Origin of the sequence: Shewanella sp. MBTL60-112-B2, from assembly GCF_019655055.1 — a bacterium.
In the GTDB taxonomy this organism is placed as follows: Bacteria; Pseudomonadota; Gammaproteobacteria; order Enterobacterales; family Shewanellaceae; genus Shewanella.
This window is the reverse complement of sequence record NZ_BPFA01000005.1, coordinates 157,154-171,361: the sequence shown is the minus strand read 5'-3', so window position 1 is coordinate 171,361 and position 14,208 is coordinate 157,154. Positions and strand designations below refer to the sequence as shown.

Annotated in this window: 13 protein-coding genes; all 13 read left to right on the top strand. The window is 44.8% G+C overall.

From position 1 onward, the window contains the following. The first annotated feature begins 260 nt into the window (after window positions 1-260). The 13 genes from K5Q73_RS04925 to K5Q73_RS04865 all read left to right on the top strand — a co-directional run bounded on the left by K5Q73_RS04925 (window position 261) and on the right by K5Q73_RS04865 (window position 14,206). Window positions 261-989 carry a FimV/HubP family polar landmark protein gene (locus K5Q73_RS04925; RefSeq protein ID WP_220762059.1) on the top strand — a complete coding sequence of 243 codons (729 nt, stop codon included), beginning with the start codon at window positions 261-263 and terminating at the stop codon, window positions 987-989. 246 nt (window positions 990-1,235) lie between these two features. After that, complete coding sequence (gene rpmE, locus K5Q73_RS04920; protein ID WP_220762057.1) at window positions 1,236-1,448, top strand: 50S ribosomal protein L31; 213 nt, start codon at window positions 1,236-1,238, stop codon at window positions 1,446-1,448. 185 nt (window positions 1,449-1,633) lie between these two features. Next, window positions 1,634-2,407 carry a thermonuclease family protein gene (locus tag K5Q73_RS04915; protein ID WP_220762055.1) on the top strand — a complete coding sequence of 258 codons (774 nt, stop codon included), beginning with the start codon at window positions 1,634-1,636 and terminating at the stop codon, window positions 2,405-2,407. 204 nt (window positions 2,408-2,611) lie between these two features. Further along, entirely contained in the window at window positions 2,612-3,862 is a 1,251-nt protein-coding gene (locus K5Q73_RS04910; protein ID WP_220762053.1) for a malic enzyme-like NAD(P)-binding protein, read from the top strand. A 180-nt stretch (window positions 3,863-4,042) separates the two neighbouring features. Further along, complete coding sequence (gene csrD, locus K5Q73_RS04905) at window positions 4,043-5,950, top strand: RNase E specificity factor CsrD (protein WP_220762051.1); 1,908 nt, start codon at window positions 4,043-4,045, stop codon at window positions 5,948-5,950. Between the two features lie 215 nt (window positions 5,951-6,165). Next, window positions 6,166-7,047, top strand: coding sequence for an MSHA biogenesis protein MshI (locus K5Q73_RS04900; protein WP_220762049.1), 882 nt, complete (start codon window positions 6,166-6,168; stop codon window positions 7,045-7,047). Beyond that, complete coding sequence (locus tag K5Q73_RS04895) at window positions 7,044-7,652, top strand: PilN domain-containing protein (RefSeq protein ID WP_220762047.1); 609 nt, start codon at window positions 7,044-7,046, stop codon at window positions 7,650-7,652. The genes K5Q73_RS04900 and K5Q73_RS04895 overlap by 4 nt, the downstream gene beginning before the upstream one ends. Continuing rightward, window positions 7,649-8,305 (top strand): type 4a pilus biogenesis protein PilO, encoded by a 657-nt coding sequence (locus K5Q73_RS04890; RefSeq protein WP_220762045.1) that lies wholly within the window; start codon window positions 7,649-7,651, stop codon window positions 8,303-8,305. The genes K5Q73_RS04895 and K5Q73_RS04890 overlap by 4 nt, the downstream gene beginning before the upstream one ends. Then, window positions 8,286-8,621, top strand: coding sequence for an MSHA biogenesis protein MshK (locus K5Q73_RS04885; RefSeq protein ID WP_220762044.1), 336 nt, complete (start codon window positions 8,286-8,288; stop codon window positions 8,619-8,621). Before K5Q73_RS04890 ends, K5Q73_RS04885 begins: the two co-directional genes overlap by 20 nt. A 5-nt stretch (window positions 8,622-8,626) precedes the next feature. Then, complete coding sequence (gene mshL / locus K5Q73_RS04880; RefSeq protein WP_220762042.1) at window positions 8,627-10,294, top strand: pilus (MSHA type) biogenesis protein MshL; 1,668 nt, start codon at window positions 8,627-8,629, stop codon at window positions 10,292-10,294. A 2-nt stretch (window positions 10,295-10,296) separates the two neighbouring features. After that, window positions 10,297-11,205 carry an ExeA family protein gene (locus K5Q73_RS04875; RefSeq protein WP_220762039.1) on the top strand — a complete coding sequence of 303 codons (909 nt, stop codon included), beginning with the start codon at window positions 10,297-10,299 and terminating at the stop codon, window positions 11,203-11,205. Continuing rightward, window positions 11,202-12,473: a lipopolysaccharide assembly protein LapB gene (locus K5Q73_RS04870; RefSeq protein WP_220762037.1), complete on the top strand. Its 1,272-nt coding sequence runs from the start codon at window positions 11,202-11,204 to the stop codon at window positions 12,471-12,473. The genes K5Q73_RS04875 and K5Q73_RS04870 overlap by 4 nt, the downstream gene beginning before the upstream one ends. Further along, window positions 12,473-14,206, top strand: coding sequence for a GspE/PulE family protein (locus K5Q73_RS04865; protein ID WP_220762029.1), 1,734 nt, complete (start codon window positions 12,473-12,475; stop codon window positions 14,204-14,206). The genes K5Q73_RS04870 and K5Q73_RS04865 overlap by 1 nt, the downstream gene beginning before the upstream one ends. Window positions 14,207-14,208 lie beyond the last annotated feature (2 nt).

The window sequence follows — 14,208 nt, the reverse complement described above, 5'->3', positions numbered from 1 at the left end:
GGGTTACAGACTCGAAAGGATACTGGCTTTAAGTGTACCGAGCCTATTTAATCAGAGCTAGCGACAATTTATTTTATTAGTCATTGCGTTGATTTATCTCTGTAGAAGGTGGGCTAGGGATTCAGCTTTTGGAGTTATGCAACAGAAAAAGCTGTTATAGCACTTGCATCTCACACGATAAGTGTCGATGTTAATAGCTGAATGTGCGATTTACGCTTTATAAAAATAATTAACAAATGGTTTGATTAGGAAGCACTTTAATGAAGAGAGTCATATGGGTATTAGCTGGCATATTGATGCTGTCCACAGCCCAGGCTGAGGTGTCCCACGTTAGTATTAATGAGCGGCAGTTTGAGCTTGGTCAGTACCCCAGCTTAAAGCTCAATATTGTGTCATCTCACAGTAACTTGAACAAAGTTCAGTTTTTTATTCGTCAGGCGAGTGGTGAAGAGCGGTTGCTCTCTCAGCCTCTGACTACTTTTATGGTTGAAGTCACTGGCATCGACGATGTTGTCGATAAAGATGCGCAGTTGATTGTGAAGGAGTACCGAGTTAATCGCTGGCATCAGGTCAAAGTATTAAGCCTGTTCAATGCTAATGCTCCGGAACTGGAAATGAACAGTCATGCTAGCAAGAGTGGTATGTTAACTAGCGGAAATAGAACTCAGTCAGAAGCAAAAGCGATGGCGTTAAATAGTGGCATTAGGGTCAGTGGTGCAGATGTCATTGTTAGCCGTTTAGATGACTGCCAAGTTGAGTTCAATGGTACCGAGAGTTTGTGGCGAATCGCGAATCGACAGTCTAAGCAATGGGGGATCAGCCCTTTTGGCGCGATGCTGGCTATCTTTGAGGCAAACCCTAAGGCGTTTAATAAGCAGAGTATTCATGGCTTAAAAGCCATGGCGCAATTGGAATGTCCATCAATGGACACTCTGGAAAAGTACGCTGATGCTAAGGCGGCAGAGAAGCAGTTTGATGCAATGAAATAATATTTTATAGGACTATTTTGAAGCCTAATTTTAGAGGGCTATTTAGAGGAATATATAGGCTCCAGCCCCTATTTAGCGTAGGCTCTGCGTGGTGGTGAAAGATTATTTATTGATCACGCATTGCATTGCTTGAATCTATCATTTATATGCTGTAGTATTCGCCGCCTAAATAATTTTATTTTAACTGCATGTGGTGTCCGACTTCGGGTTGGAAGAGCGACATGGCCTTTTACTGAGGTAATTCCAATGAAACCAGGCATTCATCCTGATTATGCAGAAATCACTGCAACTTGTACTTGTGGTAACGTTATCAAGATTAACTCTACTGTAGGTAAAGATTTACACCTAGACGTATGTGGTGCATGTCACCCGTTCTACACTGGTACCCAGAAAGTTATGGATACTGGCGGACGTATCGACAAGTTCAACAAGCGCTTTGGTGCACTTGGCAAGAAGTAATTACTTCTGCAATGAATTTAAAAAAGGCGCCTTCTGGCGCCTTTTTGCTATCTAAAATTCAGCCATAACTCATCTTGCTCCTGTTTGGATAGCTATCAGTTGTGGGCTCGTGATAGTTTTATACTGATTGGGGTGAGTGTCCCGATACGATTAGCTTAGTAATAGTTTTAGGGGAGAGCGGCGACATGGAACGAATAAAAGTATTGGCAGTTCTACTGTTGTCTTTGCAAGCTTTTTCCTTGCGAGCAAGCCAGTGTATTCCGACTCAGTTTGATGAAACTGTGACCCTAGATTACGTCAATGATGGCGATACCCTCACTTTAACTGATGGTCGATTAATCCGCCTTATCGGTATCGATTCGCCAGAAATCGATTTTCAATTTCCAGCACTTTCTCAGCCTTACGCGACTTCAGCTAAAGCGTATTTATCGGATCGCATTAAACCCGGGCAGCCTCTGCTACTCGCTTTTGATAAGCGGCGTTTAGATCCTTTTGGGCGCACACTCGCTTATGTTTACACACAAGAATTACAGCATCTGCAAGAGTTGATGTTAGCTAATGGCTTTGCCAAGGCAAGGGTCTATCAGAATGATTATTTTTGGAAATGTTTGAGTAAAGTTGAGCAAGTCGCCCGCCAAGATCAAGTTGGACTTTGGAGTGTTAAGGATTATCAAGCCAAGCTAACAAATGCGCTTTCGCGCAATGATGCCAATAAATGGTTAGAGGTCAGAGGTGTGGTCACTGGTTATGAAAGAAAAGGTCAAAATTTTGAGCTTAAAATCGACAATAACTTAGTGGTGATGATGTCTCAGCAAGATATTGGTAAGTTTAGTAACATTTTGACGCTAAATCTGCTCGAAACTGCCGTGATTGTGCGGGGTAAGTTGTATTTTTCTTACGGTAAATATCGGCTAAATGCCACGCATCCATCCCAGATAACCTTGAAAAATAGCCCTTAGGAATAATATATAGCGATAAAGTTAAAAAATGAGAAGAACTTATTTGAAATGACCTGAGATTCAAGTATCTTAGCGGCTATCAACTAACTGTTTTTTGTTCAATTAAAGTACCTTGTAAATGTATCTTTAATGAGCAGCGTGATTAACCTTTTAGTTGTCGACCTTTCGCTCAGGATATTATTAGTCGCACTCAGGATTAGAAAAATGGCAGATCTTCGTCAACAAGCCCTCGATTATCATGAATTCCCCGTTCCAGGCAAAACAGCAGTTTGCCTAACCAAGCCAGCAGAAACCAGCATGGACCTCGCCTTAGCATATAGTCCAGGCGTAGCTGAACCTGTCCGTGAAATTGCGGCTAATCCAGATAATGCGTACCGCTATACAGGTAAAGGCAATACTGTTGCTGTTATCTCAAATGGTACAGCAATCTTAGGTTTAGGTAATTTAGGCCCATTGGCCTCTAAGCCAGTAATGGAAGGTAAAGCGCTACTTTTCAAACACTTTGCGAATATCGACGCTACAGACATTGAAGTTAAACATAGAACGTCTGAAGAGTTCATCAACACCGTTGAAGCAATTGCCGACACGTTTGGTGGTATTAACCTTGAAGATATCAAAGCACCTGAGTGTTTTGAGATTGAAAAAGCACTGATTGAACGTTGTAACGTGCCTGTATTCCACGATGACCAGCATGGCACCGCGATTGTGACTGCGGCTGGTATGATTAACGCACTGGAAATTCAAGGCAAGTCTATCGAAGAAGCCGTGTTTGTATGTATGGGTGCTGGCGCAGCTGCTATTGCCTGTATGACAATGATTGTGAACTGTGGCGCTCAGCGCGAAAACGTTTACATGCTAGATAGAAAAGGTGTTATTCATACTCGTCGTGACGACATTAACGAGTATAAGGCGTTATTTGCTAACAACACTGATAAGCGTACGCTGCAAGATGTGATTAAAGGTGCTGATGTATTCCTAGGTCTTTCGGGCCCAGATGTATTAGGTGCTGAAGATGTAGCATTGATGGCCGATAAGCCTGTAATTTTTGCTTGTTCTAATCCAGATCCTGAAATTAAGCCTGAACTGGCTCACGATGTGCGTAAAGATTTGATTATGGGTACCGGTCGTAGTGACTATCCTAACCAGGTTAACAACGTGCTTTGCTTCCCATTCATTTTCCGCGGTGCGCTAGATGTTCGCGCTTCACAGATTAATGATGAGATGAAAATTGCAGCAGTACACGCGATTGCCGCATTAGCCAAAGAGCCTGTTCCTGCGTCAGTGCTAGCAGCTTACCCTAATGTTGACTCACTAGAGTTTGGCCCTGATTACGTGATCCCTAAACCAATCGATGCACGTCTTCTGCCAAACGTCGCAAAAGCCGTAGCGATTGCTGCGATTGAGTCGGGTGTTGCGACAATTAAACAGCTACCAGAAGGCTACATGGAGTCTTAATCACTTCGTGCTAGTCATAAAATAAGGGCCTAAGGGCCCTTTTTTGTTGCCGATAGTTTTTCGATTACTGTATAACTGAAGGATAACTAGCTAAGGTTGGCTTTATCACCATTTTCCAACGTTTCAGTTTGGAGAAGGCTGATTCAGACACAATAAAAAGATCCTGCAGGAAGCGGACTGATGAAACTAACTCGAATTCTAACTAAAAAATTGACTAGCTTTTGGCTGATGTCGCTCGCTGGAGTCGCATTTATCTGCTTCTTGACCGCAATGGTCAGCTTTATCCAGTTAACTTACACTTTTCAGCAGCAAAAAGTGACCGAACTCGAAAACCTAATTGAGCAAGAGTATACGCCACAAGCGAGTGAATCTCTTGAAGCATGGTTGCCGCCCTTGCTGCGTGCCTACCGAGCTAATTCTTTTACATTATCCCGAAACAATCAGCCCATTTTTGAATATTTGTCATCGACACCAATCGAAGGAGGCGTTCACTACCAAAGCTCCCTTGGCGATGGGGAATTAATGATGAAGCTCACTCTGCCCCAACCATTTAGTAAAGACGATGTGAGTTGGGGTGAGCTCTTGATTATCATCATAGGTTGCGCGGCGGTATTCACATTTGTCCGCTTTGGTTTTCGCTGGTTTTCGGTGCAACTCACAGGCATTGAGGATCTGGCGCTGCGTTCGAGCCTGATCCTGTCGGGTAAGCATGATAAGGCGCTGGCCGAAAAGGGCGATGGTAAGCCTAGATTAATTAATCGAGCGCTTACCCATTTACTGCTCGAGTTAGATGATGCCCATAAAGAGCGGGCTCGCTTCGATCAGTTTATTCGCTCAAATACATTTCTTGATGCCAGTACCGGTATTGGTAATCGACTGTTTTTAAAAAACCGACTCGATGCTCTCAGTAATCACTCTGGGATGATGACTCCGGGGGTATTGTATTTATTAGAGATAGAAGATTTAGACCTATTAAGCAATGAGCTTGGAGAGTACGAAGTTGATGAGCTGCTGTCTCAACTTATTGCCACCATTAATCAAATATTAGGGGATAAAGCTAACAGTATTTTCTCCAGGCGTTCATACAATCAATTTGCCGTGGTGGTACCGCAGATCTCGCAAAATGAAGCCGATCAGCTGGTGGCCAAACTATTGCGATTAGTCTTGAATCAGATGAACGCTCTGGTTCAGCTTCCTGATGATTGTTTTCATATCGGCGGAGCGTACTTTAAAGTCGGAGACGATAAAGATGCTTTAGTCGAAGAGGCTGAGCTGGCATTACGTTCGGCGCAATTCCAAGGCAATAGTAGCTGGTTTATGTATGATAAAGGTGCTGTTGATGGGGACTTGTCGAAAGGTTCCGTGCGTTGGCGTAGCTTTCTCGAAAACGTTTTGGTTAGTAAGCGGATTTTCCTATTTTCACAGCCCGTTGTAGACAGTGACTCCCATGCTCATCATCAAGAAGTGACTTGCCGGCTACGAGATACGCAGGGAAATCTTGTTAGAGCTACTTTGTTTCTACCAATGGCGACAAAATGTGGTCTAACCCCACAAATTGAGCGCCAAGTCATAGAGATGGTTCTGTTCGATCTGTTACCAAAACATAAAGATAACAGCCTCAAGTTTAGTATTAATTTGAGCTTAGACACTTTAATGAGTCGTGCTTTTGTTCGCTGGTTGAAGACCACACTGCTCGAGTATCGCCATCTAGCTCCTAGGCTTATCTTTGAAGTGAATGAAGATATTTTAGTTCATCATCAGGAGCAGCTTGTAGACCCCTTGGATATGCTCAATAAAATGGGGGCGAGTATCAGTGTAGACCGTGTTGGGCAACAGGTGGTTAGTACAGAGTATATTCACCATTACCCAATTTCTCTCATTAAGCTACATCGCTCTATTGTTAATCAAATCCATTTGCGTGCAGAGAACCAACTGTTTGTACGAAGCCTAATTGGAGGTTTATTCAGAACGGGAGTGCAGGTGTGTGCCGAAGGGGTAGAGGTCTTCGAGGAGTGGCAAACCCTGCAGATTTTAGGGGTGAGTGCAGGTCAGGGGAGCTTCTTTAGTGAGCCGATCGAAGAGGTATAGTTTGTTTCGCATTTGTTGGTAAATGTTGCTGGTCATTCCTAAATTGGGGTTTTATCTATAATAATCAGGGATAACTCGCTACACTAATGGCATAATAAGTGCCTTGCACTGTTTAGATATGATTTGTCAGTATTAAATATACAATTTAAGTGGTCATCACAATCTTACATGCTCATTTCGATAAGATTTTTTGATAATTTTTAAGGCATAAATAAATGAAAAAAAGCCTGTTTGATAATATTCAGTTTTGGCGCAAACCCGCACCGACACTCGAGTTAGGCATTTATATATGCGCAGAAAAAGTATCAGTCTTTCAGGGGGGAGTCGCTGACGTGGGCGCTAAGGCGGTGGCATTCTCATTTAAGCATCACGACTGGGAAAATGCATTCTCACAAGTGGCTAAAGAGTTTGGCCTAGCAAAAATTGAAATAGTATTAGCTGCCGATTTCTATCAACTCTTACTCGTTGATAAGCCAAATGTGCAAGCTGAAGAGCTCAACGCCGCGTTACTTTGGTCAGTGAAGGATATTGTGACTCAGCCTGTCACCGACATTCATTTGGATTACTTCGAATCATCAAAACAGACCAGTAATAAAGTGAATGTGGTTGTCACTGAAAAGTCGCTATTAACCGCTTTATTGTTGGCCGCTAAAAGCGCTGGTTTTCAAACTGTGGGTGTTTCAATTGAAGAGATGGCGTTGAGTAATCTGTTTAATGACAATCAAGCCCGACTGGTATTAAGTCATCGTGAAGGACAAGAGTTACTACTAACAGTTGTTAGAGGCGGTGAGGTCTTTATGCAGCGTCGAGTACGCGGATTTCAACAGCTTGATAAAATTTCTGCGGAAGACTTAGCCTATGGCGTCGCCGATAACCTAAGTTTAGAAATTCAGCGTTCTATGGATTACTTTGAGAGCCAACTGCGAGAGGCGCCAGTGTCATCCATCGAGCTCGTCACCGATGGTGAGTGTGAGCAGCTTGCGCACCTAATTAGCGGCAACTTTAATCAAGCCGTCACTCCCCATAAAGGTGGTTCAGTTGACACAAGGTTTGCTGAACTGGCCTTAGCTGAAATGATGCGAGGTCAGCTGCAATGAAATTAAGGGTAAACCTTTATTCCGATACATTATTTCCACCAGAGTTACGCTTATCTTTCTTAAGATTAAATCAAGCGATGCTGGTGATTGTGGTCGTGCTGCTATGCGCAAGCGCACTGGTCTTTGGATTGAATACTAGCCTAGAGTCAGACCAAGCGCAGCGACTGCAGACCAAGCAAGCTCTTGATGCCGAGAAAAAAGATCTAGAAGCCGCACTAGCGAAGCGGGGGCCAAGTGAGGCCTTGGTCGCCGAGGTAAACCTAAAAGCGCAGCAGTTGGAGTTGAAACAACAGCTGTTTGGTAAACTTAGTCAGCAAGAGGTATTAACAAGTTATGGTTATTCACCACTAATGACAGACCTTGCCCGCGTAGCTGATTCGAGTATTTGGCTCGAACGTATTCAAGTTAATGAGAAAAACTTTGTTTTCGAAGGCTTTACGTCTAGCCCTGAGAACGTGCCACTATGGATTGAGCGCTTAAAAACCACTACAACGCTTAAAGGCCATGCTTTTGCAACTATGACGATGAATTTAGGTGAAAACCAGCCGCTAGCCTTTAAGCTGACAAGTGATGCGACTCCTACAGGTAAGGAGTTGATTAAATGAAACAACAATGGAATTTAATCGCTGAGAAATTTGATGCCTTAAGTCAGCGTGAGCGAGTTTTGGTCGCTCTCGCTGCGCTGATTGTTTCTGGCTTACTGTTTTATCTACCACTCGAGTCAGCTCTAAACCAGCACGGTAAACTGAGTGAGCAGATCCGAGCGCTTGAGAGTGAAAATAGGATCTCTGAGCAGCAGATACAGCTCTATGAAGAGAGCTTTCGCAAAGATCCCGATGATGACTATCGTCAGCGTTTAAACAATATTAACCAGCAAAATAAAGCTATCGATGAGCAGCTGTCTTTTCAGATGGTTGATATGGTCCCAGCCGATCATATGCCGACGCTGTTAGCAGGACTGCTTTCAAAGATTAAAGGCATTAAGCTGAAATCCTTTACTTCTATTGCCCCAACTCCATTATTAGAGGTGGGCGAAGATAAGAAAGTTAACTTGTACAGCCACGGTATTCGTCTCGAATTTGTGGGGGATTACTTTGCCGTTCTGAGGTTTTTTGAAGCCGTGGAAAGTATGCCTAACAAATTGTATTGGCGCAGCATGGACTATCGAGTCGATACCTATCCTAAGGCCTCTGTTTCATTAGAACTTTATACTTTGAGTATTAATAAGGACTTTATCAGTGTTGCCCAAAAAGATTAGCGCGCTATTGATTGCGTTCCTATGTAGTACTTTAGGTTTAAACCTTAATGCTGCTACGCTGCGAGATCCGACTAAGCCAGGTTATTCATCTGGAAAGTCAACCTCGGTTAAATCGACAGTAAATAATAGCTTAGTGCTTAACAGTATTGTGAACAAAGGTAGCTCAGCTTACGCTGTGATAAATAATCAAATTTTCACATTAGGTGAAAGTGTAAAAGGTGTCAAAATTGTGCATATTGGTAAAGACAGCGTGTCGTTAGCAGACGGCCGTAAATTGACATTGTTTCAATCTATTACAGACTTTAAGGGACTATAATTAACATGCGCTCATTGACCTATATTACTCCTTTGCTGTCTTTATTTTTAGTGGCCTGCCAAACAGTAGATAGACCCAATCCTGTTGAGTCTAAGCAAGCTCTGGCAGAGTCTCTAGCGACCAAAGAAGCGGCTACAGCAACGCCACCGCCAGCAGTCATGCCAGACGATGTTCAGCGTGAACTGTCATCAAGCAGCTTGTTAGAAGGGTTTGCTCCCGCAAGACCTAGTGAGCGTCGTTTCGATGTGTCAGCTAATAACGTCGATGCCAAAGTCTTCTTCCCCAGTCTTGCTCAAGGCACTCCGCTAAGTGTTGCGGTGCATCCAGATGTAACAGGCAAAATTTCTTTATCGTTAAAGAGTGTGACCTTAAAAGAAGCACTACAGGTTGTAGAAGATATTTACGGCTATGAAGTCAGCCGCGAAGGTCGTATTTTACGTATTTTCCCTGCGGGCATGCGCACCGAGACTTTCTCGTTGAACTACCTGTATATGGAGCGTCAAGGCTTGTCTTTAACTTCGGTGAACTCTGGTCGAATTTCAGATAATAACTCCAACTCTGGTAGCAATAGTAACAGCGGGAGTAATAGTAACTTTAGCGATTCTTCGAACTCAAATTCTAGTTCTGATAGCAATAACAATGAGCAAACCAACGGCACCTTTATTCGCTCTAAGACTAAGTCTGACTTTTGGGGCGAATTAAAAGAAACGCTGGTGTCTATCATAGGTAACACAGGTGGCGGACGCCAAGTGGTGGTGACTCCTCAGGCAGGTCTAGTGACGGTAAGAGCTTACCCTAACGAGATCAGGCAGGTGCGTAGCTTTATTAAGACCGCTGAAAGTCATTTGCAGCGCCAAGTTATCCTTGAGGCCAAAGTACTGGAGGTGACCCTGTCTGATGGTTATCAGCAAGGTATTCACTGGGAAAGTGTATTAGGCCATGCAGGAAGTACTGATATTAGCTTTGGTACTAGCCCTACCTCAGGATTGGGTGACACTATCACTAACGTTTTGGGCGGAGTGACTTCTATTAAGCTAGAGGGCTCAGATTTTAGCACTATGATCAATTTGCTCGATACTCAGGGTGATGTCGATGTGTTATCTAGCCCACGTGTTACAGCGTCGAATAACCAAAAAGCGGTCATTAAAGTCGGTACCGACGAGTACTTTGTGACTGACGTTTCTTCAACAACGGTGGCAGGTAACACGCCTGTAACTACCCCTGAAGTTGAATTGACTCCTTTCTTCTCAGGTATCGCCTTAGACGTGACTCCGCAAATCGACGAGCAAGGTAATGTGCTACTGCATATTCACCCATCAGTTATCGACATTAAAGAGCAGGTAAAGAGCATTAAGATCTCTGATAGCACACTAGAGTTGCCTTTAGCACAGAGTGAGATCCGCGAGTCAGATACAGTGATCAAGGCCGCAAGCGGTGATGTAGTGGTTATTGGTGGTTTGATGAAGAGTGAGAATATTGAACTGGTTTCTAAGGTTCCACTACTGGGTGATATTCCTTTCCTTGGTGAGGCTTTTACTAACCGCGCTAATTCAACGGTTAAGACTGAGCTAGTGATTTTACTTAAACCGGTCGTTGTTGGTGCCAATACTTGGGAGAGCGAACTTAAGCGTTCTCAAGAGCTACTTGAACGCTGGTATCCTGAGGAGCAGTAAGCTTGTATCTGCAGCATTTTGGATTAACTGAAACCCCGTTTTCGCTGACGCCGAATACGGGATTTTTCTTTGGCCTGGCACCCCATGTAGAAGCGTTACAAGTGCTGCAAACCGCGCTGCAAACAGGCGAAGGTTTTATCAAGGTTACCGGTGAGGTTGGCACGGGTAAGACGCTAATCTGCCGTAAACTGATGAATGATCTGCCTGAGCGCTTCCATTGTGCCTATTTGCCTAACCCTTATCTCACACCTGATGAGTTACGCTGGGCGGTGGCGATGGAATTAGGGCTTAAGTATTCAAGTCAGATAGATCAGCAACAACTAACAGGCCTTATTCAGCAGCAACTTTTAGCCTTAAGTGCTCATGGCCACTCGATTATCTTAGTGCTCGATGAGGCGCAGGCGCTGCCTGATGAGAGTCTAGAGGCTTTGCGCCTGTTTACTAACTTAGAAACTGAGAGTCGAAAATTACTGCAAGTGGTTTTATTCGCTCAGCCAGAGCTAGATGAGCGTCTAGCGCAGAATAAGTTTCGGCAGTTAAGACAGAGGATCACTTTTAGCTATTGTTTGCGTCCGTTAACGGTTGAGGAATCCATGGCCTATATTCAGCATCGTTTAACCGTTGCTGGCAGTGCCAGTGGGCGTTTATTTACCGAGTCCAACGCTAAGCGTATCGCGAGAGCCGCGAGAGGGATCCCTAGGTTGATTAACGTGTTAGCTCATAAAGCCCTACTTGTAGGTTTTGGTGAGGGGGCTAAAACAATTGAGTCCAATCATATCGATGCCGCGATTGCCGATACGGAAGATGCTATGAAGCATCAATATGGCATGGTTAAGTGGTCAGTGGCCGCTATGGTCATTATTGGCAGCTGTTTAGCTGCGTTTTACTGGTTTAAAGGAGGCGTTGCATGAGCGTAATCAATAAGATGCTCAAAGATTTAGATGAACGCCAACAGCCGCATGGCATTGAGAGTATGGCTGCTCCGCAGTTGGCCTTTAAGCCAAAGTCCTCATCGAAGCGAACCTTGCTGCTGACTAGTGTTGTTTCTCTCGCCATCGGTGGCTTTGCGGTATTTTTTGGCTTAAACCTGATGCAAACTGAAACAGCTAAGACGGAAGTAGCTAAGACGGAAGTAGCTGAGACGGAAGTAGCTGAGACGGGAATAGCTAAGACGAAAGTAGCTGAGACGGAAGTAGCTGAGACGGAAGTAGCTGAGACGGGAATAGCTAAGACGGAAACTGCTAAGACGAAAGTAGCCGAGACGGAAACTGCTAGAGCGGAAACAGTCAAGACGGGAATAGCCGAGACGGAGACTGCTAAGTCGGAAATAGCTAAGACGGAAGTAGCAGAGAAGGAAACTGCTAGGGCGGAGACAGCCGAGACGGAAGTAGCTGAGGCGGAAGCTACTAGGGCGGAAACAGCTGAGGCGGAAACAATCAAGACGGAAACAATCAAGACGGAAGCAGTTAAGAACGAAGCTGTGCACTCGGAAGTCGCTAAGGTAGAAAAGCCAACGCCTGCTCAGTTAAGTATTGCGCCAGCGAGTCGCTCAAGCCAGTTGCATAACAGCGGTAATATGGCGGTTAGAGAAGTTAAGCTTTCACCTGAGGAGCTGGCTCAGAAACAGATGATTTTGGCTACCGATGCTCAGCAACAGGGGATGCACAGTGATGCATTAGCCTATTACGAAACCGCGCTCATGTATAACCCTGCATTGCACCAGGCTAGGCGGCAAGTTGCTGCCTTGTATTATGGCCAGAGTAAATTAGCCAAGGCTGCCAAGGTTCTTGAGCAGGGACAGTTACTCTTCCCGCAAGAGTATGAGTTTTCATTACTATTAGCCCGCGTTCAGCAGGCTGGCGGGCAAAGTGAACAGGCGCTTAAGAGCTTAGCTATGATCCCCGACAGCAGCGATTTGGCGATTAAAAAGTGGCATCAACAGAGTGATTTAGCGCAGAAGCAAAAAGACTTCCCAACTGCGGAGCAGAGCTTTCGTCAACTTGCCAAGCATGAGCCTTTACAAGGTCGATGGTGGATGGGGCTGGCCTACGCGTTAGATGCACAGCAAAAATATACCGAAGCAAAATCAGCTTATAACCAAGCTTTATCCCAAGGTAACTTATCGGCACAGGCTAAAGTTTACGTCGATAATCGATTGCTGCAGTTAGGAGCGTACTAGTGAAACCCAAGTTAAAGATGCGACTCGGTGATCTGCTTGTTCAAGAGCACATCATCTCTGAAGAGCAGTTACAGCAAGCATTAGGCGAACAGCGTAGTACGGGAAAGAAGCTTGGTCGTACACTGATCGATCTTTCATGTATCACTGAGCAGCAATTACTACAATTCTTGTCGCATCAGCTTAACATTCCTTTTCTTGATATTAGCAAGCGCGCCATTGCGACTGAAGTAGTGAGTCTGTTACCTGAGGTACAAGCTCGCCGTTATCGCGCTTTAGTTGTCGAGGATAATGGTGAAGGCGTGCTGGTGGCGATGAGTGATCCCGCCGATTTACAGGCGATGGATAATTTAGAGCTGCAGTTAGCACCTAAGAGTATTTCTATTGCGGTAGTGACTGAACAGCAGCTATTGGATGCGTTTGATAACCTCTATCGACGTACCGATGAGATTGCTCAAATTGCGGGTAAGCTTGAAGAGGAATACGCCGCCGATGAACTGTTCGATCTAGGTAGCCTCACCGATGGCGACAGTGATAACGAAACCACCGTCGTTAAGCTACTACAATCTATCTTTGAAGATGCTGTACAGATGCGAGCTTCGGATATCCATATTGAACCGGGTGAGAAAGCACTGCGAATTCGTCAGCGTATCGATGGCCAGTTACATGAAAATATTCTACCGGAAGTGAGCATCGCAGCGGCATTGGTATTACGCTTAAAGTTAATGGCAGGCCTAGATATTTCAGAGAAGCGTCTGCCTCAAGATGGCCGTTTCCACATGGAGATTAAAGGGCACAAGATTGACGTACGTATGTCGACTATGCCGATTTACCATGGTGAATCTGTGGTGATGCGTTTGCTGGATCAATCGGCAGGCTTGTTAACCTTAAATGAAACTGGCATGCCGCCAGAGATGTTAGCGCGGATCCGTCGTCAAATTAAGCGGCCTCATGGCATGCTGTTAGTTACCGGCCCTACGGGTAGCGGTAAAACCACGACGCTATATGGCGTCTTAAGTGAGTTAAATACTGCAGACCGCAAGATCATCACTGTCGAAGATCCTGTTGAATACCAGTTACCTCGTATCAACCAGGTTCAGGTAAATCATAAAATCGGCCTCGATTTCTCCAATGTACTGCGAACCACATTACGACAAGATCCCGACATCATAATGGTTGGTGAAATGCGTGATCAGGAGACGGTAGAGATTGGTCTTCGTGGTGCATTAACTGGTCACTTTGTATTATCTACACTGCATACCAACGATGCGGTAACCAGTGCTCTACGCTTATTAGACATGGGCGCAGCGAGTTATCTGGTCGCGAGCGCGCTCAGGGTGATTATCGCTCAGCGCCTAGTGCGCCGCGTGTGCCAAAACTGCGCCATCGATTATCAGCTTTCAGCTCCAGACAAAGCTTGGTTGTCTAGCGTGAGCAAGCTCGATTACTCAAAAGCAACATTTAGAATCGGTACTGGCTGTCAGAGCTGTAATGGCAGCGGCTATCGCGGTCGAATCGGTGTCTTTGAAATTCTTGAACTCGATGAGCCAATGATTGAGGCGATGCGTACGGGCAACCCGCAGGACTTTACTCGCGCCGCTTATCAGAGTCCTAACTTTACGCCGCTTGCAGAATCAGCGTTAAAGTACCTAGCTCAAGGGATGACGACAATCGAAGAGGTCGCAAAACTTGTTGAAGATGTTAGTGACACTCAAATAGAACCTAGTGAGGCTTAAGT